Genomic DNA, 21,935 nt, shown 5'->3' on the forward strand with positions numbered 1-21,935 from the left:
CGGACGTGTCCCCCCCCATCGCGGGCGCCGGCACCCGCGATGGGGGACCCCTTCCCGCCGCCTGGTCGACGGTCGCTTCGGGGCGCGGGAGTCGGCGCCCACTGGCGGGAGCCGGGAACGGCAGGGGCCGGGGTCGGAACCGCCGGTCAGGAGTGGCGTTCGGTGATGGCCAGGGCGAGAGCGGCCAGGTCCGCCGCCCGGTAGCCGGGCCAGCCGTGGACCACCGACAGGTACTCGTCGGGGATCGCGCTCGCGCCGTAACGGGCGCCGAGCAGAGCCCCGGCGATCGCCGCCACGGTGTCGGTGTCGTTCCCCGCCCGTACCGCCGACCACAGGGAACGCTGGAGCCGCAGGCCTTCCGTTGAGGGTGGACGCTCCGACTCCCGCGCAGCGCCCTCGGGGCGTTGGTGGGCGGCGGGTCGGGAAAGCTGGAGCCGCGGGCCTTCCGTTGAGGTCGGGAGCCCCGCGTTCCCCGCGTCCCCTGCGCCCGGCGCCTCTTCCTCCGCCTCCCCGCGGCTGACCGCGGACCACGCCGCCTGGAGCGCGCGGACCACGAAGCCGTTGCCCTCGAACGCGTGCGGAGGCCGCTCCTCGGCTTCGTCCAGCCACGCCGCCCAGGACGCCTGGCGTCCCATCGGCAGCAGTTCCACCCCGGCGCGCACCCCCGACAGGTCCCCGCGCACGACCGCCCGGCGCACGCCCTCGCACCACAGGACGCACGCCTCGGACGCCAGCGGGTCCCCGTGCGTCAGGCGGCTGTAGCGGTCGGCCGCCACGGCCAGGCCCGCCGGATCGTCCAGATAGGCCAGGGCCAGCGGCCCGGTCCGCATGAGCGAGCCGTTCCCCGCGCTCGGCAGGCCGGACTCGAACAACCGTCGCGCGTGGGCCGCCATCTGCTCGGCCACACCCTCGGTCCCCCGTGCGGCCTCCACCTCGCCCAGGACCTTCTGCGTCTGGTGGCCGATGTCGCTGGCACCGTCGCGCCGCCAGGCCAGGAAGGCCTCGGCGGTCTGCCGGAGCGCCCGGTCGGAGAGCGGGGCGTCGTGGTCGCGCAGGGCCTCGGCGATGCACACCGCCATCTGGGTGTCGTCGGAGTACTCGCCCGGCGCGTACGGACCGAGCCCACCGCCGACCATCTCCGGCACCTCGTGGTCGCCGAGTCTGCGTGCGAACTCGTAGGGGACGCCCAGTGCGTCCCCGCAGGCGGCGCCGAGCAGCACTCCGGCCGCGCGGTCGCCGACGGTCCCGGGAGGGGGCGGTGTCATGGGGGGCCTCGCTTCGGTTTCGGGTACTGGGACCCTATCGAGGCCGCGTGCCCCGACTCGCTCCGGGAAACCACCGGAAAGCGGCCCGGGACACGGCGAACGAGACGGCGAGGACACCGACGGTGACGGCGGCGTGGTCGCGCGCCCGTGCGCGGACCCGGCGCCGCGCCCGTGCGCGCGGGTCGCATGTCCACATTCGGACGAATGGCGGTGATCTGCTGTGCGGGTGACCGTAGAATCCGCATCATGGCGACCCCCAGCCCCGACACCCTCTTCGGCCTCACGCTGCATGGACGCTATGTCCTGGGGCAGCGTGTCCGCAGCGGTCCCTCGGGTACCGTCCACACGGCGCACGACCTGACCGTCGACCACCTCGTCATGGTCACGGTGATGCACCCCGAGTCGGTCGCCGACGCGGGCGCCGTCCACGCCTTCGACAGCCGTGTCCAGACCCTGGAGTCGGTCACGCACCCGGGGCTGGCGCGCACACTCGGTCACGGGCGCGACGGCGACCACGTCTACGCCGTCACCGAGTACGAGCGCGGCGAGAGTCTGGCCAGCGTCCTCACCGACGGCGACGCCGCCCTGCGCTACTCCCCCGCCACGGCCCTGACCATCGTCGCCGACGTCCTCGGCGCGCTGGACGCCCTCCACCAGGCGGGCATCGTGCACGGCGCCGTCGAGGCCGACCACGTCCTGCTCGACGACGACGGCCGTGTGACCGTCACCGGGCTCCCCCTGATCGCCGACACCACGGCCGGGCGGGAGCCGGACACCAGCGAGGACGTCCACGCCGTCGGGCGGCTGCTCCACACACTGATCACCGGCGTCGGCACCGCGCCGCACGAGGGCCCGCTGCGTCCCTCGGAGGCGGTGGACGGGGTCCCGTCCGACGTCGACATGCTGGTCGCCAACGCCACCGACCCCACGCCTCGCTACCGCCCGCGCGACGCCGCCAAGTACCTCACGATGGTCGAACAGGTGACGCGGTCACTGCCGCGCGCGGACGGTGACGGCGACCCCGCGGACACCCGGCCCATCCCCGTGGTCGGCCCGGAGACCCTGGCCCAGGCCGGTGCCGGGTCCGCCTTCACCTCCGCCTTCCGTGCAGGCCGGGCCTCCCGGCGCGCCCCCGGTGGAGCCTCCGGGCCCACCGGCGGTGGTACCCCCGGCCGCGGCCGCGACGGGGCACCGCCGTGGCGGCGCCTGCCCGTCCTGGTCTCGGCCGCCGCCCTGGCCGTCGTCCTCCTCGCCGTCGTCGGCTGGGCCGCGCTCGCCCCCGACGACGCGGTCGTGGTCCCGGACGTCACTGGAAGCGCTCCCGGGGAGGCCGAGGCCGTGCTCACCGGGCTCGGCGCCGACCTGGTCGTGCGGCGCACCGAGGCCTACGACGACGCCGTCGAGACCGGGGCGGTGGCCGCCACCGAGCCCGCCGCGGGCACCGAGGTCGAGACGGGCGACCAGGTCACACTGGTGGTCTCCATCGGAGCGCGCTCCGTGGAGGTCCCCGACGTCGCGGGCGGGACCGAGTCCGAGGCGCGCACCGCGCTGCGGGAGGCGGGCTTCACCGACATCGAGGTGGTGCAGGAGCACTCCGGCGAGGAGGCCCCCGGCACCGTGCTCTCCACGAAGCCGGCGGCCGGCGAACAGGGCGACCGCGAGGAGCCGGTCGTGGTCAGCGTCAGCGAGGGCAACGTGGTCCCGTCGCTGATCGGCGTGGACCAGGCCGAGGCCGTCACCCTCCTCGACGAAGCCGGGCTGGCCGCGCTGATCGTCGAGGAACCCCACGACGAGGTGGTCGTCGGCGAGGTCTTCGGCCAGGACCCGGAGCCCGGGTCGATCCTGCCCGACGACGCGAACGTCGCCATCACCGTCTCCACCGGCCCCGAGGAGCCGGAGGTCGAGGAGTCGGAGACCGAGGACGACGAGGAGGAGCGCGACGCGGACCGGGAGCGGGACCGGGACGAGCCCACCGACGAGGAGGAGGACCCGGACCGCGGCGACGACGATGACGGCTGGGGCGGCGGACGCGGCGACGACGACGCGTCCTGCTCCGGCGCGGCCTGGCACCCCCACACCCAGTACGACACCGGCGACCGCGTGCACCACCAGGGCCGCGAGTACGAGGCGCGCTGGTGGGTCCAGGGCGCGCAGCACCGTCCGGGCGACGGCGGGGACTGGGGGCCGTGGGCCGACCTCGGCCCCTGCTGACCCGTGGGCGCCACCGACACTGATCCGCGGCGAACTATGGGCGACACCTACATGTGAATCAGGTCACTGCGGTTCTACCTTCGGGTTGGCACCCCATCCCCCCGTACGGGCGGTGGTGTCCGACGATCGGGTGCCGACCGGAGGAGACACATGCGCAAGACGCCCCCCTTGGCCGCCGCCTGCGCCGCGGCGCTCGCCCTCACCTCGTGCGGGACCCCCGGCGAGGCGGCCGGAAGCGGCGAGGACGACCCCGTCCGGGTCGGCATCGTCTACTCGTCCACCGGGCCGCTCGCCTCCTACGGCGAGCAGTACCGCCAGGGGTTCGAGGCCGGACTCGACCACGCCACCAACGGCACCATGGAGGTCGACGGCCGCCCCATCGAGGTGTCCTACGCCGACGACGCGGGCGACCCCACCAAGGCGGTGTCGGCCACACGCGACCTCATCGGCTCCGGGCACGACATCATCGCCGGGTCCACCGCCTCGGGTATCGCCGCGCAGGTCGCGCCGCTGGCCGAGCAGAACGACATCCTGTTCGTCTCCGGCTCCGCCGCCACCGACGCCCTCACCGGCCTCAACGACCACACCTTCCGGTCCGGGCGCCAGACCTACCAGGACATCCTCACCGCGGCCGCGTTCATGGACGACCCCGAGGGCGCCGAGGTCGTGGTGTTCGCCCAGCAGAACGCCTTCGGCCAGGACAACGTCGCCGCCGTCACGGAGGTCCTGGAGGCGGAGGGCGCCTCCGTCGACAGCGTCCTCGCCCCGCCGGACACCACGGACCTCACCCCCTTCGCCGAACAACTCGGCCAGGCCGAGCCCGACCTGGTGTTCGTCGCCTGGGCGGGCGAGACGGCCGCCGCGATGTGGCAGGCCCTCGACCAGCAGGAGATCCTCGGCTCCACCGAGGTCGTCACCGGACTGGACATCAAGCCCTCCTACCCCGTGTTCGGCGAGGCGGGCGGCCGGATCTCCTTCCTGTCCCACTACTTCGACGGTGCCAGCGAGACCGAGGTCGCCGAGATCATGCACGACACCGTCGTGACCGACGGCGGCGAGGTCGACCTCTTCACCCCGGACGGCTTCACCGCGGCGCAGATGATCGTCCAGGCGGCCGGGGCGGGCACCGACGTCCAGGACCGCATCGCGGCCCTGGAGGGGTGGACGTTCGACGGGGTCAAGGGCGAGGTGCACATCCGCGCCGAGGACCACGCCCTCATCCAGCCGATGTACCAGGTCGAACTCGTCGGCGAGGGCGAGGACGCCCACCCGGAACTCATCGCGGAGATCCCCGCCGCGGACGTCGAGCCCCCGGTCGCGGAGTAGCCGTGCCCACCGACGCCACCCGCGCGGCGGACGCCGCCGCGGCCCAGGACATCCGTACCGGTGAGGAGGCGGGCGCCGGGACCGCCACCGGACCCGGGCCGCACCAGGGCCCCGCCGTGCTCGCACTGGAGCACCTGAGCTGGTCGGTCGGCGGAGCCGTCATCGTCGACGACATCACCATGGACGTCGGCGAAGGCGAGTTCGTCGCCCTCATCGGACCCAACGGGGCGGGCAAGACCTCCCTGTTCAACCTCGTGACGGGGCTGACCCGGCCCACCTCCGGCACCATCCGCCTCGCCGGTACCGACATCACCCGCCGGGCGCCCCACCGGCGGGCCCGGCTCGGCATGGGGCGCACCTTCCAGACCTCCAGCGTCTTCGCCGACCTGGGCGTCGGCGCCAACGTCGGCCTCGCCGTCCAGGCCCGCACGGGCGAGTCGCGGCGGTTCTGGCGGCGCGCCGCACCCGACGGCGGCCCCGAGGTCGCCGCGGTCCTGGACCTGGTCCGCCTCTCCCACCGGGCGGGCGCGCTGGCCGGGGACCTCTCCCACGGCGACAAGCGCAAGCTCGAACTCGCCCTGCTGCTGGCCCGCCGACCCCGCCTGATCCTCCTGGACGAACCCATGGCCGGGGTCAGCGCGGGCGAGATCGGCGACCTCACCACCGTCATCCGGGACGTGCACCGCGAACAGGGATGCACCGTCCTCATGGTCGAACACCACATGGAGGTGCTCCTCGACATGGCCGACCGACTGGCCGTCATGCACCACGGCGCACTGCTGGCCTTCACCGACCCGGACTCGGCCATGGCCGACCCCGAGGTCCAGGCCGCCTACCTCGGGGACGGGGCGTGACCGGCGGGCCGCTCCTGGACGCGGCCGACCTGCACGTGTGGATCGAGGGGTCGCACATCCTCCAGGGCGTGACCTTCTCCACCCCGGCGGTCGGTGTGACCGCACTCCTGGGCCGCAACGGCGTCGGCAAGACCACCACCGTCAAGGCGCTGCTGGGCCTGGTGCCCCGGACCGGGCGGGTGGAGTTCGACGGCACCGACATCACCGCGCACCCCACGCACGCCATCGTCGCCCGGGGGATCGGCTACGTGCCCGAGGACCGCGGGGTGTTCTCCGCGCTCACCGTCGCCGAGAACCTGCGGCTGGCCGAACGCAGGCCAGGTGCGCCCCGCTACGACCTCGTCCACGAACTCTTCCCCGAACTGCGCGCCCGCGCGGCCCAGCCCGCCGGAACCCTGTCCGGCGGACAGCAGCAGATGCTCGCCATCGGGCGGGCCCTGCTCAACGACAACCGGCTGCTCATCGTGGACGAGCCCACCAAGGGGCTGGCCCCCAGGGTGGTGCGCGAGGTCGCCGACGCGGTCGCCGTCGCCGCCGAGCGCGTGCCGGTCCTGCTCGTCGAACAGAACCTCGCCCTGGTCCGGCGCGTGGCCGACCAGGTGGTCGTGCTCGACGCCGGACGGGTCACCCACACCGGCCCGGCTCACGACCTGCTCGACGACCCCGACCGCGTCCGCGCGCTCCTGGGAGTGGCCCGGACCGGGTCGGGGTCCGCAGCCGAGTCCGACACCGAGCCCGAGCCCGAGCCCGAGCCCGAGTCCGAGCCCGACACCGAGCCCGACGCCGACTCCCGGGTCGCGTCCACGTCCGCGTCCACACCGGGGTCCGCTCGCGGATCCACGACCGCTCCTCAGGTCGGTCCTCCGGCCGGACCCGCCGCCGACCCGACCCACGACAGGCAGGTGGACACCGCGTGAGTACCGTCGTGCTCCTCGTCATCACCGGACTCGGACTGGGCGCCCTGTACTTCCTCATCGCCTCGGGGCTCTCCCTGATCTTCGGCCTGATGGACGTGCTCAACTTCGCCCACGGCGCCTTCCTCGCGATCGGCGCCTACGGCACCTGGTGGGCGAGCGTGTACCTGCCCGGGGCCGGACCCGACGGGTTCGGCTTCCTCCTGGCGGTCGCGTTCGGCGTCGGCGCGGGCACCCTCGCCGCGACCCTGGTCGAGCTGTGCGTCATCCGACCGCTCTACGGTCGCCACCGCGAGCAGATCCTGGCCACGGTCGGCCTCAGCCTCGCCGTGCCCGCGCTCATCCAGGCCGTCTGGGGCGCCGACCCGCTCACCTTCCCCCGCCCCGAGCTGGTGGCGGGCACCGTCGGTGTCCTCGGCGTCAACGTCCCCACTGACCGCTTCCTGCTGATCGCCGCCGCCGTCGCGGTCTTCACCGCGCTGTGGCTGTTCAACTCCCGCACCCGCTACGGGCTGATCGTCCGAGCCGGGGTGCAGGACCGCGCCATGGTCACGGCCCTGGGCATCGACGTGCGGACCGCCTTCACCCTGGTCTTCGCGATCGGCGGCGCCGCCGCCGCGCTCGCCGGGGCCCTGGGCGGCCTCTACTTCGGCGTGGTGACCCCCACGCAGGGGATGTCCCTGCTGATCTTCGCGTTCATCGTCGTGGTGATCGGCGGGACCACCTCGCTGGTCGGTACCGCACTCGCCTCCGTGGCGGTGGGGCTCATCCAGCAGTTCGCCAACTACTACACCGTCGCCGGACTCGGCGACATCGCCGTGGTCATCGTCCTGGCGCTGGTGCTGCTCACGCGGCAGGGCGGACTGACCGCGAAGAAGTCCGCGGAGAGGGTGGCCTGATGACCGACACCGACGTGGCCCCGACGACGCCCGGCACCGGTGCGTCGGCCCCGGCCGCCGTGCCCGACGTGCGCCGGCGCCCGCGGCCGACCGGCTGGATCGCCCCGGGCGTGCTCCTCCTGGTGGCGCTGTCCCTGCCCTTCTCCACGCTCACGCTGCCCGGCGTGTTCGAGGGGACCCTCAACAGCCCGCCCACCCTGCACCTGCTCGCGCTGTGCCTGGTGTTCGGTGGGCTGGCGACCAGCTACGACCTGCTCTACGGGCGGGTGGGACTGCTGTCCTTCGGGCACGCGCTCTACTTCGCCTGCGGGGCCTACACCGCCGCGCTGCTGATGCGGGTCCTGGAGCTGCCCCTGCTGTGGGCGGCCGTCGTCGCCGTCGTCGGCGGCACCTTGCTCTCGCTGGTCCTCGGCGCGGTGTCCCTGCGGGTCAACGGCATCGCGCTGGCCATGGTCACGCTCGCCTTCGCGCAGGCCGGATCGATCCTCATCGCGCGCGACCCCGGCCGGGCGACCGGTGGGGAGGAGGGCCTGCCGCTGCACACGGCGGCCGTGCCCGACGCCTTCGTGGGCGTGGTGAACACTGTCAACCTGTACTGGGTGGCCCTGGCCTACGCCGTGGTCGCCACGGGTGTGGTCTGGTGGCTGACCGCGTCGCCGGTCGGTCGCGTGTGGCAGGGCATCCGCGCCAACGAACAGCGGGTGGCCGTCCTCGGGGTGAATCCGTACCCCTACAAGCTGGCGGCGTTCACCGTCGGCGGCGGACTGGCCTCCCTGGGCGGCGTCGCGTACCTGCTGGTCACCGGAGGCGTGACCCCGGGCATCACCACCGCGGAGTTCACGCTGGCCCTGCTGGTCATGGTGGCGCTGGGCGGAGCCGGAACCCGGTGGGGTCCGCTGGTCGGCGCGGGGCTGTACACGTATCTCGACCACCGCCTGCTCCAGCTCGGCGGCTCGGACGCGTTCACGGCCCTGCCCGCGTGGCTCGGCGCGCCGCTGTCGCAGCCGCTGTTCGTGCTGGGGGTCCTGTTCGTGCTCATGGTGTTCTTCTTCCCGGGAGGTCTGGTGGCGCTCCCCGGACGCGTCCGGTCCGCCCTCAGGGAACGGAGGTCGGCCCGGAGCTGACTCCGGCCACTACCTCGTGCCGGGATGGCACGGAGAGGTAAGATCGGCGACGGATGAGTACGCAGAAGGCCCCGGGGATTTCCCCGGGGCCTGTCTGTTGGGCGTATTACCCGCGCTCGTGCCGCACGGCGGACAGAAGCGCCGTCCACTCCGTTCCGGGGACGAGGAAGTGCCCGTGACCAGGGTTCTGTGAGTCGCGCACCGCCGCGTCGCCGCCGGGCACGTCGGCGACCTCGACGCAGTTCGACGGGTTGCTGTACGAGGACTTGCGGAAGGTCAGTTCGTCGCTGGATGAGTACATGGTGGTGACTTTCTAGGCGGTGAGCGATCGCAGGTAGCCAGGGACCGCGTCCGGGTCGAGTGCCTTGGCCAGCAAGCGGTCGAAGCAGTTGCGGTACCGGGCGATCTCCGGCGGCTTCTCCAGGTACAGCCCGTCCGTGTTCGTCTCCAGGAAGACGAGTGACTGAGCGGCGTCGTAATCGAGGATGGAGAACGGGCCTCCCATCCCAGCATGTAGCCCTGATGACATGGGGAGTACCTGGATGGTGACTGAGTTGGGCGACTCCGCGAGATCGAGGAGCCGCTCCACCTGAGGGGCGAACAGGTCCGGAGACGCTCTGAGCATCAAGAGTGCACCCTCGTGGATGACCGCCCACACGTCCGGCGGATCGTCCTGCGTCAGGATCTCCTGCCGTCGCACACGCGCCTCGACGGTCCGCTGGATGTCAGCAGGATCGCGGATGAGCGTGGCCTGCGCGATGGCTTCGGCGTACTCCGGTGTTTGGAACAGTCCGGGGATGTACTGCGGCTCGAAGAGGCGAACGCTTCTCGCACCGGCCTCCAGGGAGGCGTACGCGCCTCCGAGGACATCGTCGTAGCGGTTCCACCACCCGCGTTCGCGTGACTGCCGAGTCAAGGCGAGTATCGAGTCGCGTTCGCGCTCGTCCGTCACCTCGTACTGGTCGAGCAGGACGCGGATGTCCGTCACCGCCGGTTTCTTCGACCGGCCGGTCTCGATGTTCGAGATCTTCGTGCTCGACCATTCGAGGGCGTCGGCGGCCTGCTCGATGGTCATGCCCGCGTTGAGTCGCTTCGCCCGCATCTGTGCTGATAGCTGGCGTCGTGCAACGGACGGGCTGCTCACATCGACCTCCTCAGGTGACCTGCTCGATGCTATCGCCGGTGAGTGAGAAACGGACATTTCGCAACTCCTTACTGTGATGATGCGAAACACCGTATCGCGACTTAGGACTTGCGATTTAAAAGTTTCGAGTGGATGATGAGTGCTGTACTCATCCACTCGCCGCCTTCATCCAGCGGCACCCTGACAGAGGAGTCGCCCTGTGCGATACCTGAACCCGTCGGCGCTCGCCGCCGTCCGCTACCTCGCCGAAGAGCGCGTGCGCCGGCGTCGGCCCCGCCGCGCCGCTCGCGCCCGCTCCTACGCCCCGTGGCCCGTCCCGCGTCCACGCGTGCCCGCGGACCTCATCCCCGCCGCGATCCTGAGCACGATCCTGGAGGGCCTGCGGCGTCTGGAGGCGAGTACGCGATGACCGCCACCGAGTCAGACGCCCGCATCACCGTCGCCGACGTCGACGACCTCCTCGACGCGCTCGCGTCCGTCTACCACCTGCCCCCGGCCGCGCTCGGCTCCTGGGACGCGCGCCGCGACCTCTTGGCCGCGCGCGCCCAGCACGTCCGAGGCCTCCTCGGCTGCCGCCGACGTACGGGCGACGACGTCCGCGCCCTCACCGCCCGCATCCGCCGATTGCACACCGAGCCCGACCTAGCCGTGCGGTACGAGACCAGGGAGGCGTCCGAGTGACCGCCGTCTGCGACTTGCACGAACTGGCCACCCTGGCCGAACTGCGCGCCTGGGCCCGCGCCCACGGCACGCGCGTCCGCTACCTCGGTCCGACCCTGGAGGGCCGCCCGCTCTACGCGGCGACCCGGGGTCCGTCCAGCCGTGTGGTCGTGGACCCGCGTCCGGACCCCCACCCCCGACCGCTGGTCTGGCACTCACCGCTGGAACGACTGACCCCCGCCATGACGCCCTGATCCGGTGCGGCCCCGCCCCTTGACCCGGTCGGGGCCGCACCTCTCACCCCCAGGAGACGAGCCTGCGACGGTGCCACCAGGTGCAGCGGCACACCACGAGCGGACAGCACGACTACATCGCCGACCCGGCCAACCCGAAGTACCCCGACATCCGAACCATGAAGTGTCGCCACTGCCACGACACCATCACCGTCACCCGCGGGTGAGGTGACCAGACCCCCGCGCCCGCCGTCCAGGGAGTGCCTCCCCTGCGGGCGCGGGCATGAGGGCGCTGGCCGAGAGAAGCCAGGGCGCCCCACTCCCCTCCCAAGGAGCCCAGATGAACAAACAGATCGAAGCCCTCTTCGCGACCCCCGAGCAACTGGTGATCCCGGATCAGGCCGAGGAGTACACCAAGGTCGACGGAGACAGCGACTCCCCTCGAAACTACGACGAGATCTGACCGCCGAGGGCGGCCCCACATCCAGGGGCCGCCCTCATCTTCGTAGTCGGGATTCCACATGCTGAGGTTGCAGATCCACCTCCATGACCTGAGAACCCCAGCCCTGTGGCGTCCCGCGCCGGACGGCCATGGCTGGACATTCGGCGACTCGCACCTGACCCCCTACGCACACCCCTGCCTCGAAACGGGCATGACCGTCACCGAAGACCGTGCGCTTCTGGTGATCCGCGAACGCGCGCGCGGCTCCACCACCTGGTGCTCAACCTCAGTCGGAGCGGACCACGTCGCACCAGGCGAGTACCAGACGCGATGGGATCAAGCGCGCACGTGGCCGCTGGGATACGTGCTCGTCGAGCTCACCCGAGGGCAGGTCCAGCTCCACGCGAGCCCATGGGGTGTGGCCCCGGTCCACCTCGCCGCATCGGACGGCACGCTGCGCGGCTCCTGGGATGTGCTGACCCTGGCCCCGCACGTGAACCCCCGCCGGTTCGACCCACTGTCGGTAGTTCGGTTCCTGACCTACGCCACCCACTACAGCTCAGCCACTCTCCTGGCCGACGTCGCCACCGTCACCGAGCGGGCGACGGCGACCTGGACGGGTGAAGGCGTAGCCATCGCCTATCCCGAGCCCGCGGCACACGCACTGCCCCGGACGTTGGTCGAGGATGCCGACCCGGCGGCGGTCTTCGAGACCATCCTCCAGGGCGTCATCGACCGTTGGGAGTTCAACCCCGCACAGGCAGTGGCCGACGTGTCCGGGGGGATGGACTCCGCGAACGTGGCTATGGCCCTGGCCCAGCTCTACCCGGGCCGTGTCCATACCGGCGCCATGCTCCTGGCGGGGACCATGGGGCAACAACAGCGGCGACGGCGCCACGAACTACTCGCCAACGGGTTCGGCCCCGACCACGCCATGCGGATGGTGGATCACCTACCGTTCAATCCTCAGGACAGGCGTCGCCGGGGTCGCCCGTTCGACCCCCAGGAAGGCCCCTACGCGGAAGCCCGCGATGTCCTCCTCACCGACTACGCCGAGCACGGCAAACGGGTGCTGTTCACCGGGCTGGGCGGAGACGAAGCGATGAAGCTCCGCACCGCCGAACGGGAACGGTTCGGGGTGAGGGCGGCGGCACCGCTACGTCAGCGTGACGGGGTGCCGGCGTTCCTGGGACCACTCGGTCGGGAGCTGTTCCCTCACCGGTTCGAGGGCGCGGCACCCATCGGCCCGACCCTGTGGTCCATCCTGGACTGCTTCGGTGCGTTCTACCCTCAGCACATGCGGCATGGGATCTGGCCGATCAACCCGTTTGCGGCCCCCGAAGTGGTACGGCTCGCCGAGTCTTTGCCCGCAGAATGGAGACACCGCAAACGGCTGCTCCGGGACCGGCTGACGCGGTGCGGGTTTTCCCGAGAGGTCTCCCATCCGGTGATGCCCGAGAACTTCCAGGACATCCTCGACACGGCCATGCGCCGCCACGGAACAGACCATCTACTCGACACACTCGATCGCGGCTCACTCCTGGTCGATGATGGATACCTCGACGCGGACGAGCTGGCGCACGCGGCCACCGAGTTCAAGACCTCGGGCGAGCGCACCTTCGACGTGTACCGACCACTGATCCTGGAGACCGGCCTGGCATCCCTCCAGGCCCGACGATGAGGGGCGACATGCAGATCCGACCGGCCCGAGCGGATGACCATGATGGCGTTGAGGCGATGGTGGCGCGGCGTGTGGAGTGGATGAGCGACAACGGCCTGGCCTCCAGCCCGGAGATCGCCCAGGCCATGGCCGGGCAGGCAGCGGAGGCCGACACCCCCATGTGGGTGCTGGTCGACGGCGGCCAGGTGGTGGGGTGTACAACCGCGTACAGCGAATCACCCGAGTGGGGGTTCACTGAGACCGAGCGCGAGATCCCGGCGTTGTTCCTGGCCTCGACGTGGACCTGGCCGACCGGCCAGCGCCTGGGGTGGGTTCTGGCCCGGTGGGCGCTGGACCACGCCGCACGCACCGGTCGGAAGCACGTGCGCCGGGGCACGTTCGCTCCGGCCCTGGTGCGCTACTACACCGAGGTCCAGGGATGGACCGTCGTGCGGGAAGTAGAACGGCGCGCTCGGATGTGCACGTTCCTGTCACGCCCGGCAGAGGTGATCTTGGAACCGGCGGGACACGTCCACACCGTGGGGGATCTCGGGGTCGACCTCGACGAGACCTGACCTGCCAGAATGGGACGATGCCTGATGATCGGTACCGGCCCGGCATTGCCCAGGTGCCGCCGCCTCGTGCGGGCCTTCCCAGGCAGGCAGTCACCCGAGCGCTTCCGATTCCGCGCGTTCATCGAGTTGCAGGTCAGGTCCCTTGGACGCGGCAGCATCCGGGCCACCCTCGAAGGCGGCGACCCCACCCCCTGATAGTCCTCCCCCGACCCGTCGAGAGGTCATCGAGACCCCCGTCGGCCGCGTCGTCGCCGAAATACTCGACCACATCGAGGGCGACGACGAACTGACGCACGAGGAGCGCGCGCAGATGGATGCAGCGCCAATGACCACTGGAGCAGGACCCCTGGCGAAGGGCGTCTGAGCATGACCGCCCGACCGTGGGGACCTGACAGGCCGTCCCCGCTCGTTCCCGTCCGCCCCGGGCGTCGTGGCCCGGGGCGGACACTCCTGGATCGATACATTCGCCCCACCCCGCGAAAAGGGATCGGACGTCATGCCTGGTCATTTCCGCATCCCCGCTCAGCGAAGGCGTCTGCGGGGATTGTGCGGCGCCCCGAACACGCCCGAGATGACGGTGTGCGAGACCCGTTCTCCGGCAAGGCACGATGTCGCCCGGAAGTGCGCGATGGCCTGCGGTTACCGGGTTTCGGTCACGACATAAGTGGATTAATTTCTTGCGCATTTGGCACGACCAGCCGTGTCGGACCTCATCCCCAACTCGGGGTGAAAGTGTAATTGGTCCCGTTTTCTGTCGCCCTGAGATGGGTACCGCCGGGTCAGTTGAAGCGTTCCCTCCACTGATGGCGAGAAGCGCCCCTAAAGTGGAAAGAACCACCCCAAGGCGGTGCGCCCCGCACCGTTCGACGCCCGGCCGAGACCGGGTCCGTGGAGTCCGCCCCCGGCTGTGACACGCGAGGAAGGCAACCGCCGTGAGCCCGCACCCCCCGAGTCCTGTCCCCTTCCCAGCCACGGACGCCCCGGTACCCACCGACATCGCACAGGCCCGACCGATCCGCGTCCTGGTGGTGGACGACCACGCCCTCTTCCGGCGTGGGCTGGTATCCGTCCTGGACGACGAGGAGGGCATCAGCGTCGTCAGCGAGGCCGGGGACGGGGAGGAAGCCGTCCGTCTGGCCACCGAGCTGCGGCCCGACGTCGTCCTCATGGACGTGATGATGCCGCACTCCAGCGGGATCGACGCCTGCCCGCGCATCCGCGAGGCGGTGCCGCACGCCAAGTTCGTCATGCTGACGATGAGCGACGAGGAGTCGGACCTCTTCGACGCCCTCAAGGCGGGTGCGACCGGCTACCTGCTCAAGGAGATCTCGGTGACCGAGGTCCCCCGGGCGGTGCGCACCATCGCCGAGGGGCAGTCCTTCATCAACTCGGCCATGGCCACCAAGCTCATCGGCGAGTTCGCCGAGCTGGCCAAGCAGGAGAGCTCACCGCCCAGCCGCCCGGCCATGCCCGAGCTCACCCCGCGGGAGACCGAGGTGCTCAAGCTGCTCGCCCGGTCGCTGAACAACCGGGAGATCGGCGAGCGCCTGTTCATCACCGAGAACACCGTGAAGAACCACGTGCGCAACATCCTGGAGAAGCTCCAGGTGCACTCGCGCACCGAGGCCGCCATCTACGCGGTCCGGGCGGAGTACGTCAAGAACTGACCGGGGCCCGCTCGCCAAGTCGACCACCGGGCCGAGCCCGCCAGGCCATCGGGAGACCGCCGACCGCGCTCGGACGGCCGGGGTACCGAGCCCGTGCGCCAGGCCCCGACCCGGCGCGCACCCGGAGCCCGCCAGGCCACCGGCCCGCCCCGCGAACCCACCACGTGGACTCCTCCCACCTTCGCCGGTCCCACCCTGTGCGCCCGGGGGATATCTGTGGCCGCGTCCGGCTCCTACCATCGGACCGACTCCACACGGGCGGCCCCGCACCCGCCCTCCCCGCACGCGTCCGACACCCTCGGGAACCGGAAGGCGGTCCAGCGATGACCACGCCCACCCCGTCCACGCCGTCCACCCCGTCCACCACGCCCACCCCGTCCACCAAGGCCACCCCGTCCACCACGGCCTGGCGCGACGGCGACGAGTACACCGTTCCCGTCCGCGGGGGCGACCTCGCCGTCACCCGGTGGGACGGACCCGCGGACCGTCCGTCGCCGCCCCCCGCTCTCCCCCTCCTCCCCCTCCTCCCCGTGCTCGCCGTCCACGGCATCACCGCCAACGGCCACGCCTTCGCCCGGCTCGCCGCCGAACTCGCCGCCCGCGGCGGTCCGCCGCTCATCGCCCCCGACCTGCGCGCCCGGGGCCGCTCACCCCTCCCCGGCCCCTACGGGCTGGGCGGACACGTCGACGACCTCGTCGCCGTCCTGGACGCGGCCGGCATCGAGCGCACGGTGCTGGTCGGCCACTCCATGGGGGCGTTCATCGCCTGCCTGGCCGCCGTCCGCCACCCCGACCGCGTCGCCGGACTCCTCCTGGTCGACGGCGGCCACGGACTCCCCGTGCCACCGGGAACCGACATCGACGCCGTCCTCGGCCCGGCCATGGCACGCCTGCGGATGACCTTCGAGGGGCCCGACGACTACCGCGCCTTCTGGCGGCGCCACCCCGCCTTCACCGGCCGCTGGAACACCTGGGTGGACCACTACGTCCTGCGCGACCTCGTCGGCACGCCGCCGAAGACCCGCTCGGCCTGCCACGAGGAGGCCGTCCGGGTGGACGGCGCCCAGGTCCTCGCCGACCCCGACGCCCTCGGCGCCGTGCACCGCCTGCCCTGCCCCGCACGCCTGCTGTGGACGGCGCGCGGGCTCATGGACGAGTCACCCGGCCTCTACTCCCCCGAACGCCTCGCCGGGCTCCCCGACGACCTCGTCACCGTGGAACTGCCCGACGACAACCACTACAGCCCGCTGTTCTCCTCAACCGCCGCCCTGCTCGCCGAGCAGGTCCACGCCCTGGCCGAGCAGACCGTGCAGGTGCAGCGCGAGCTGTAGCTCCAGCGCGCGGTCGGGGCGCTGCCAGTCCGCCCCGATGAGCTGCCCGATCCGCTCCAGGCGCTGCGCCACCGTGTTCACGTGGATGTGCAGGTCGTCCTTGGCGCGCGACAGGTTGCCCCCGGCCGCGAAGTAGGCCCCCAGCGTCTCCACGAGCAGCGTGCCCCGCTTGGCGTCGTACTCCAGCAGCGGCCCCAGCGTCGCCGACACGAACCCCGGCACGTCCCGGTCCTGGCTCAGCAGCAGACCCGGGAACCCCAGGTCGTCGGTGGTGGCGACATCGCCGTCACGGCCCAGCGCCCGCAGGGTCTGCAGACAGCGCGACGCCTCCGCGAACGCCGACAGGAACGACCCAGGGCCGTCCGTGGGCCCCGCCAATCCGGCGGTCACCGGCCCGTTGGCCGCCGCCGACAGCTCGCCGACCACCCGGCGCCCCGCCTCGGCGGGATCCTCACCCGGCAGCGCCAGCACCAGGCGCCCCGACCGGTGCCCGGCCAGCCCGCCCGTCGTCTCGGCCACGTGCGTGGCCGCCGAGCGCAGGCGCGCCGGGTCCGCGCCGGGCGCCTCCGCCACCACCAGCACGTAGGGCGCGTCCAGGTCGGCGTGCAGGGGCGCGGCGCGCTGGCGCAGCGACTCCGGATCGCGCGCGGGGACCTCCAACAGCTCGTTGAGCAGGTCGCCGCGCACCCGGTGCTCGGTCTCGCTCACCGACCGGCGGATGAGCAGCAGCAGGGCCGTCACCATCGCGGCCCGCTCCAGGACCCGCTGGTCGGTCTCGTCCAGCACCGCGCCGTGCAGGACCAGGGTGCCCAGCGATTCGCTGCCCGCCGTCGCCGACGCCACCCACGCCTCCCCCACCTGCTCCGGCGGCCCCGCGTGCGCCGACTCCCCCACGGGTTCCGGCCGCCCCGAGTGCTCTGGTCCCCCCGCGTGCGCCTGCTGTCCCGCCTGCGCCTGTTGTCCCGCCTGCGCCGACCGTCCCGCGTGCCCGGACGGCCCCGCCTGTCCCGCCTGCCCCGACCGTCCCGCGCGGACCGCCCGTCCGCTGGACAGCGCGGTGCGCACCGCCTCGGCCAGCTCCTCCTCCGGCAGCGGGCCCGCCCCGCCGTGGTGGCGGTCCTCCACGACCGTGCCCTCGGGGGTGGCGCTCACCGACACGTCGGAGGTCTGGTCGTGGATCAGCACGGAACCGCCGAGCACCTCCGCGATCGCCGCCGCCACCTCGCGCACGCCACCGCCGCGCAGCACCAGGTCGGCCAGCCGGTCGTGCGCCGCCGCCGACCGCTCCACCGACGCCGTGTGCCGTTGCAGCCGCTCGTTCACGGTGTGCAGCTCGTCCAGGGCCCTGCGGGTGTCGTCGATGAGGTTCGCGCTGTCGATCGCGATGGCCGCGTGCGTGGCCAGCGACGACAGCAGCGCCACCTCCGAGTGGGCGAAGGGGCGCTCGCTGCGGTTGGCGGCGAACAGCACGCCCACGTCGCGGCCGTTCATCTTCAGCGGCACGCCCAGGATGGCGACTAGGCCCTCCTCGCGGACGGCGTGGTCGATGTTCTCGGTGTGCTCGAACCGGGGGTCGGCGAAGTAGTTCGCCGTCACGTAGGGCAGCGCCGTCGTCGCGACCAGACCGCCCAGCCCCTTGCCCGACGCCAGGCGCAGCCGCTGGAAGGACGCCGACACCGAACCCGACGTCACCCGCATGTAGGTGCCGCCCGCCTCCGGGTCGCTCAGCGTCAGATAGGAGACGTCGCAGTTGAGCAGGTGCCGCGCCCGCTCCACGATCGCCTGGAGCACCCGGTCCAGGCTGCGCATGCCCGCCAGGTCGTTGGCGGTCTCGAACAGCGCGCTCAGCTCCGACTCCCGGCGCTGGCGGTCGCGCAGCACCGACCGCACCCGCAGGGCGGTCAGCTTCGCGTTCTCCAGGGCCGCCACCACGTCGGGGTCGGCGCCCTCCGCGCGCGCCCGCAGCACCGGGCGCTCGTACTCCACCGGTGGCGCGTCACGCAGCAGCAGGTCGAGGAAGAACGCCTGGTCCTCCGGATCGCCCTGCGGGGCGGGGGTCGTGTTCAGCTCGCGCTCCATCCTCCGTCGACGGCCAGCGACGCACCGTTGACGAACGACGCGTCGGCACTGCAAAGGTAGACCACCAGCTCGGCGACCTCCTCCGGCTCGATCAACCGCTTCATGGGGGTGCGGGCCAACAGGACCTCGGCCAGCACCTCGTCCTCGGGGACGCCGTGCGCCCGCGCCTGGTCGGCGATCTGCCGCTCCACCAGGGCGGTGCGCACATAGCCCGGGTTCACACAGTTGGACGTGACCCCGTGCTCGGCGCCCTCCAGCGCGACCACCTTCGAGAAGCCCTCCAGCCCGTGCTTGGCGGTCACGTAGGCCGACTTGAACGGCGACGCCCGCAGCCCGTGCACGGAGGAGAGGTTGACGACGCGCCCCCACCCGCGCTCGTACATGTGCGGCAGGGCACCGCGGACCACGCGGAACGGCGCCTCGACCATCAGCCGGAGGATGAGGGAGAAGCGCTCGGGCGGGAAGTCCTGGACGGGGGCGACCGTCTGCACACCCGCGTTGTTGACCACGATGTCGGCGCCGCGTCCGGCCTCCTCGGCGGCGTCGAGGTCGGACAGGTCGATCTCCAGGGGCTCGCCGACGCCCTGGTCGGCCAGCGCGCGCAGCCCGGGTCCGTCGAGGTCGGCCAGCCGGACGTCGGCCCCCGCCGCGGCCAGGCGCAGCGCGCACGCCCGGCCGATCCCGCGCGCCGCCCCGGTGACCAGGGCGGTCCGTCCCGTCAGGTCGACCCGGGCGGTGCGCTGGGCGACCGAGGGGGAGGCGGCGGGCAGCGGGGGGATCCGGCCAGGCGCGCCCGGCGGGTACTCGTGCGTCGTCATGCCTGAAAACTAGGCGGGCGTGCGCAGAGCGTGGATAGGCCGGGCCGACACACGGCACCGGCGACTCATGTGGACGAGGCCCATGTGCCCGGGCGCGGCTGTGGAGATCCCACGCCCGACGCGTGAGTGACCAGGGTCTCACTGACATGTCGCCCACGTCACACGAGAACTAGTCTCCGGGCCACGGAGTTCGTCCGAAGCTCCCCCACGCCCTGTTCGGACCCACCCCCGGAGGCTCCCTTGCACCCCCCGACTCCGACCCCGCGACGGCTCGCCGTCGTCCTCACCGCCCTGGCCGCCGTCGTCGCCACGGTCGCGGCCGTCCTGCTCGCCGCCGCCCCACGGGCATCGGCCGCCGCGCTCACCCCCGTCACCTCGTTCGGTACCAACCCCGGCGACCTCGGCATGTACTCCTACGTCCCCGACGGGCTGCCCGACGGCGCGCCGCTCGTCGTCCTCCTGCACGGCTGCACGCAGAACGCGTCCGCCTACCACGCGAACTCCGGCTGGGCCGGCTACGCCGACAGCCACGGATTCGCACTCGTCTACGCCGAGCAGCGGTCGGCCAACAACGCCAACGCCTGCTTCAACTGGTTCCAGCCGGGTGACGTGGCCCGCGACTCCGGCGAGGCCCGGTCCGTGCGCTCCATGGTGGAGCACGCCGTGGCCGCCGAAGGGCTCGACGCCGACCGCGTCCACGTGTCCGGTCTCTCCGCGGGCGGCGCCATGGCGGGAGAACTCCTCGCCGCCTACCCCGACCTCTTCGCCGGCGGCGCCATCGTGGCGGGCATCCCGGTCGGCTGCGCCGACGGCATGGTCGACGCCTTCACCTGTATGAACCCGGGTAAGACGCAGTCGCCGGAGCAGTGGGGCGACGCCGTGCGGGCCAAGAACCCCGGGTGGAGCGGGCCCCTGCCGCGCGTGGCCGTGTGGCACGGCACCGCCGACACCACGGTCGCCCCGGCCAACGGCGCCGCGAGCGTGAGCCAGTGGACGAACGCGCACGGGCTGGACGGCTCTCCCGACGCCACCGAGCAGCTGCCCGGCGGCACCACCGCCGACTACCACGGCGGAACGGCGGCCACGGCGGCCGTCGCCCACTTCCGGGTCTCCGGCATGGGGCACGGGACGCCTGTGGACCCCGGGCAGGGCTGTGGCACGGCCGGTGCCTACTTCCTGGACACCGTCTGCTCCACCGGGTACACCGTCGACTTCTGGGGGCTCGGCGAGGTCACCGACCCCGGTCCGACCGGCGACCCGGACCCCACCGGGGACCCCGACCCCACGCCGGGTCCGACCGGGGACCCGGAGCCCGGTGAGTGCGTGAAGGCGAGCAACTACGACCACGTCCGCGGCGACCGGGCGGTCCAGCGCTCCGGCCTCACCTACGCGGTCGGGTCCGACGACCCCCTCGGCCTGTGGAACGTCTTCGTCACCACCGCGCTGACCGAGACCTCTCCCGGCTACTGGGAGCACACGCCCGGTGCCTGCTGACGGCGTCCGCGGCGGGTGTCAGATGCCGTTCCCGCCGCGGGCCAGCCGTCCGAAGTGGGCGACCGTCGCCCCCAGGGCGAAGTGCGCCGCCTGGTGCTCGGTCATCGGGACGAGCCCGGCCGGCACCTGGACGTGGAACGGGAACTCCTCGTCCGGGCGGATACGGAAATCGTCGATCACGCCCTGCGACAGCAGCATGGTGAGAGCCTCGCGCACCTGCCCGCTGCGGTTGTCCGACGCCCAGATCGTCATGCCCCCAACCTAGGGCATGTCCCGCCGCCGGACGGGGCATTCGACGCACCGGTCCGGACGGCCTCGTCGGCCGCCCGGCCCGGTGCGCGAGCGCGTGCGGGCGGACAGGTCCGCCCACACGCGGTGAGGACGGGCACGACCCCCGTGGCGCCCGTCTCCGCCGCCATCGCGTCCGCCGCCCACCCCCGGTGGCGGTCGCCGCGACGGGGTCTCAGTCCTGGCCGGGCAGGCGGGCCTCACCGGCGAGCACGTTCTCGGTGAGGCGGCGCAGGGACAGCCGGGTGGCCTCGAACTCGTCCGCGGGCAGCGCGATGACCTCGCCCACCGCCTCGGGGACGCCCTCCGCGAGGGCCCGCAGCCGGACGCCCTCCTCGGTCAGGGTGACCCGGACCGAGCGCTCGTCCCCGGGATCGCGGTCCCGGTTGACCAGGCCCCTGGTCTCCAGCCGCTTGAGCAGAGGCGTGAGCGTGCCGTAGTCGAGCTGGAGGACCGCGCCGATGTCCTTGACCGGGCAGTCCCGCCGCTCCCAGAGGAGCATCATCACCAGATACTGGGGATAGGTGAGGTTCATCCGTTCCAGGAGCGGACGATAGAGGTTCGTGACGGCACGCGACGCGGCGTAGAGCGCGAAGCACATCTGCTCGTCGACGGGTGGGAGAGGGAAGTCTCCGCCGGGGTTGGGAGCTTGCTCGGACATCGGGCACATCGTAGTAACCGAGTGGTCGATGTCAAAGACCACAATTGCCTCGGGTGCGAGGAAACCCCGTAATCGCTCCCACCGGACCCCGCACGCACCAGGCACTTCGATCCGGTCGGGACACACCAGGCACCTCGGCCACGCCGGGCACATGAGGCACACCAGATACACCAGCCACATCGGTCCTGTCTGACACGCCGTTGCGCCTGACACACCTGATCCATCCCGCACACCAGGAATCTCGGTCCCACCGGACACACCTGATCCACGGCCCACACCGATGCCGCCGC

22 protein-coding genes and 1 pseudogene are annotated in these 21,935 nt (G+C 72.3%); 16 read left to right on the forward strand and 7 right to left on the reverse strand.

Annotated features, from left to right (window positions below):
- Positions 1-146: 146 nt before the first annotated feature.
- Positions 147-1,265 (reverse strand): ADP-ribosylglycohydrolase family protein, encoded by a 1,119-nt coding sequence (locus ADL05_RS18040; protein ID WP_053618152.1) that lies wholly within the window; start codon positions 1,263-1,265, stop codon positions 147-149.
- Between the two features lie 246 nt (positions 1,266-1,511).
- Here ADL05_RS18040 and ADL05_RS18045 point away from each other — a divergent pair, with 246 nt between their 5' ends.
- The 6 genes and pseudogenes from ADL05_RS18045 (at position 1,512) to ADL05_RS18070 (ending at position 8,593) form a co-directional block, all read left to right on the forward strand.
- Positions 1,512-3,476 carry a PASTA domain-containing protein gene (locus tag ADL05_RS18045; RefSeq protein ID WP_053618153.1) on the forward strand — a complete coding sequence of 655 codons (1,965 nt, stop codon included), beginning with the start codon at positions 1,512-1,514 and terminating at the stop codon, positions 3,474-3,476.
- Positions 3,477-3,626: 150 nt separating this feature from the next.
- Complete coding sequence (locus tag ADL05_RS18050; RefSeq protein ID WP_053618154.1) at positions 3,627-4,802, forward strand: substrate-binding domain-containing protein; 1,176 nt, start codon at positions 3,627-3,629, stop codon at positions 4,800-4,802.
- A 2-nt stretch (positions 4,803-4,804) separates the two neighbouring features.
- Complete coding sequence (locus ADL05_RS18055; RefSeq protein WP_082376531.1) at positions 4,805-5,656, forward strand: ATP-binding cassette domain-containing protein; 852 nt, start codon at positions 4,805-4,807, stop codon at positions 5,654-5,656.
- Positions 5,653-6,363: pseudogene (locus ADL05_RS18060) on the forward strand (ABC transporter ATP-binding protein); the annotation flags it as partial. The gene ADL05_RS18055 and the pseudogene ADL05_RS18060, both read left to right, overlap by 4 nt.
- A 206-nt stretch (positions 6,364-6,569) precedes the next feature.
- A complete protein-coding gene (locus tag ADL05_RS18065) occupies positions 6,570-7,469 on the forward strand; it encodes a branched-chain amino acid ABC transporter permease (protein WP_053618155.1) in 900 nt (299 codons plus the stop codon).
- On the forward strand, positions 7,469-8,593 hold the full coding sequence (locus ADL05_RS18070) for a branched-chain amino acid ABC transporter permease (protein ID WP_082376533.1): 1,125 nt from the start codon (positions 7,469-7,471) through the stop codon (positions 8,591-8,593). The genes ADL05_RS18065 and ADL05_RS18070 overlap by 1 nt, the downstream gene beginning before the upstream one ends.
- Before the next feature lie 106 nt (positions 8,594-8,699).
- Here the strand turns inward: ADL05_RS18070 and ADL05_RS18075 are convergent, their stop codons facing one another.
- Together ADL05_RS18075 and ADL05_RS18080 are read right to left on the reverse strand one after the other, a co-directional pair.
- On the reverse strand, positions 8,700-8,894 hold the full coding sequence (locus tag ADL05_RS18075) for a DUF397 domain-containing protein (RefSeq protein ID WP_053618156.1): 195 nt from the start codon (positions 8,892-8,894) through the stop codon (positions 8,700-8,702).
- 12 nt (positions 8,895-8,906) lie between these two features.
- On the reverse strand, positions 8,907-9,794 hold the full coding sequence (locus ADL05_RS18080) for a helix-turn-helix transcriptional regulator (RefSeq protein ID WP_255351845.1): 888 nt from the start codon (positions 9,792-9,794) through the stop codon (positions 8,907-8,909).
- A gap of 142 nt (positions 9,795-9,936) precedes the next feature.
- On the opposite strand from ADL05_RS18080, the gene ADL05_RS18085 reads away from it, so the two are divergent.
- The 9 genes from ADL05_RS18085 to ADL05_RS18115 all read left to right on the forward strand — a co-directional run bounded on the left by ADL05_RS18085 (position 9,937) and on the right by ADL05_RS18115 (position 16,305).
- Entirely contained in the window at positions 9,937-10,146 is a 210-nt protein-coding gene (locus ADL05_RS18085; RefSeq protein WP_053618158.1) for a hypothetical protein, read from the forward strand.
- Positions 10,143-10,418, forward strand: a complete 276-nt coding sequence (locus ADL05_RS18090) for a hypothetical protein (protein ID WP_053618159.1) — start codon at positions 10,143-10,145, stop codon at positions 10,416-10,418. The genes ADL05_RS18085 and ADL05_RS18090 overlap by 4 nt, the downstream gene beginning before the upstream one ends.
- Entirely contained in the window at positions 10,415-10,651 is a 237-nt protein-coding gene (locus ADL05_RS18095; protein WP_053618160.1) for a hypothetical protein, read from the forward strand. Before ADL05_RS18090 ends, ADL05_RS18095 begins: the two co-directional genes overlap by 4 nt.
- 80 nt (positions 10,652-10,731) lie before the next feature.
- A complete protein-coding gene (locus ADL05_RS32150) occupies positions 10,732-10,857 on the forward strand; it encodes a hypothetical protein (RefSeq protein ID WP_255351846.1) in 126 nt (41 codons plus the stop codon).
- Between the two features lie 113 nt (positions 10,858-10,970).
- Entirely contained in the window at positions 10,971-11,093 is a 123-nt protein-coding gene (locus ADL05_RS32155) for a hypothetical protein (protein WP_255351847.1), read from the forward strand.
- A 58-nt stretch (positions 11,094-11,151) separates the two neighbouring features.
- A complete protein-coding gene (locus ADL05_RS18100; RefSeq protein ID WP_053618161.1) occupies positions 11,152-12,753 on the forward strand; it encodes a hypothetical protein in 1,602 nt (533 codons plus the stop codon).
- An 80-nt stretch (positions 12,754-12,833) separates the two neighbouring features.
- Positions 12,834-13,307: a hypothetical protein gene (locus ADL05_RS18105; protein ID WP_197285844.1), complete on the forward strand. Its 474-nt coding sequence runs from the start codon at positions 12,834-12,836 to the stop codon at positions 13,305-13,307.
- A gap of 932 nt (positions 13,308-14,239) precedes the next feature.
- A complete protein-coding gene (locus tag ADL05_RS18110) occupies positions 14,240-14,974 on the forward strand; it encodes a response regulator transcription factor (RefSeq protein ID WP_053618162.1) in 735 nt (244 codons plus the stop codon).
- Between the two features lie 323 nt (positions 14,975-15,297).
- Positions 15,298-16,305 carry an alpha/beta hydrolase gene (locus ADL05_RS18115; protein WP_053618163.1) on the forward strand — a complete coding sequence of 336 codons (1,008 nt, stop codon included), beginning with the start codon at positions 15,298-15,300 and terminating at the stop codon, positions 16,303-16,305.
- On the opposite strand, the gene ADL05_RS18120 is transcribed toward ADL05_RS18115, so the two are convergent.
- Together ADL05_RS18120 and ADL05_RS18125 are read right to left on the reverse strand one after the other, a co-directional pair.
- Entirely contained in the window at positions 16,231-18,384 is a 2,154-nt protein-coding gene (locus tag ADL05_RS18120) for a GAF domain-containing protein (RefSeq protein WP_053618164.1), read from the reverse strand. The two genes, ADL05_RS18115 and ADL05_RS18120, sit on opposite strands and share 75 nt — an antisense overlap.
- On the reverse strand, positions 18,369-19,202 hold the full coding sequence (locus ADL05_RS18125; protein WP_053618165.1) for a 3-hydroxybutyrate dehydrogenase: 834 nt from the start codon (positions 19,200-19,202) through the stop codon (positions 18,369-18,371). Before ADL05_RS18125 ends, ADL05_RS18120 begins: the two co-directional genes overlap by 16 nt.
- A 240-nt stretch (positions 19,203-19,442) precedes the next feature.
- Between ADL05_RS18125 and ADL05_RS18130 the strand changes: the two genes are divergently transcribed.
- Positions 19,443-20,696, forward strand: coding sequence for a PHB depolymerase family esterase (locus ADL05_RS18130; RefSeq protein ID WP_053618166.1), 1,254 nt, complete (start codon positions 19,443-19,445; stop codon positions 20,694-20,696).
- An 18-nt stretch (positions 20,697-20,714) separates the two neighbouring features.
- Here ADL05_RS18130 and ADL05_RS18135 read toward each other — a convergent pair whose 3' ends face one another.
- Both ADL05_RS18135 and ADL05_RS18140 read right to left on the reverse strand, forming a co-directional pair.
- Entirely contained in the window at positions 20,715-20,948 is a 234-nt protein-coding gene (locus ADL05_RS18135; RefSeq protein WP_053618167.1) for a hypothetical protein, read from the reverse strand.
- 211 nt (positions 20,949-21,159) lie between these two features.
- Positions 21,160-21,645 (reverse strand): MarR family winged helix-turn-helix transcriptional regulator, encoded by a 486-nt coding sequence (locus ADL05_RS18140; RefSeq protein WP_053618168.1) that lies wholly within the window; start codon positions 21,643-21,645, stop codon positions 21,160-21,162.
- Between the last annotated feature and the right edge of the window lie 290 nt (positions 21,646-21,935).

It is taken from the genome of Nocardiopsis sp. NRRL B-16309 (assembly GCF_001279585.1).
Lineage (GTDB): Bacteria > Actinomycetota > Actinomycetes > Streptosporangiales > Streptosporangiaceae > Nocardiopsis.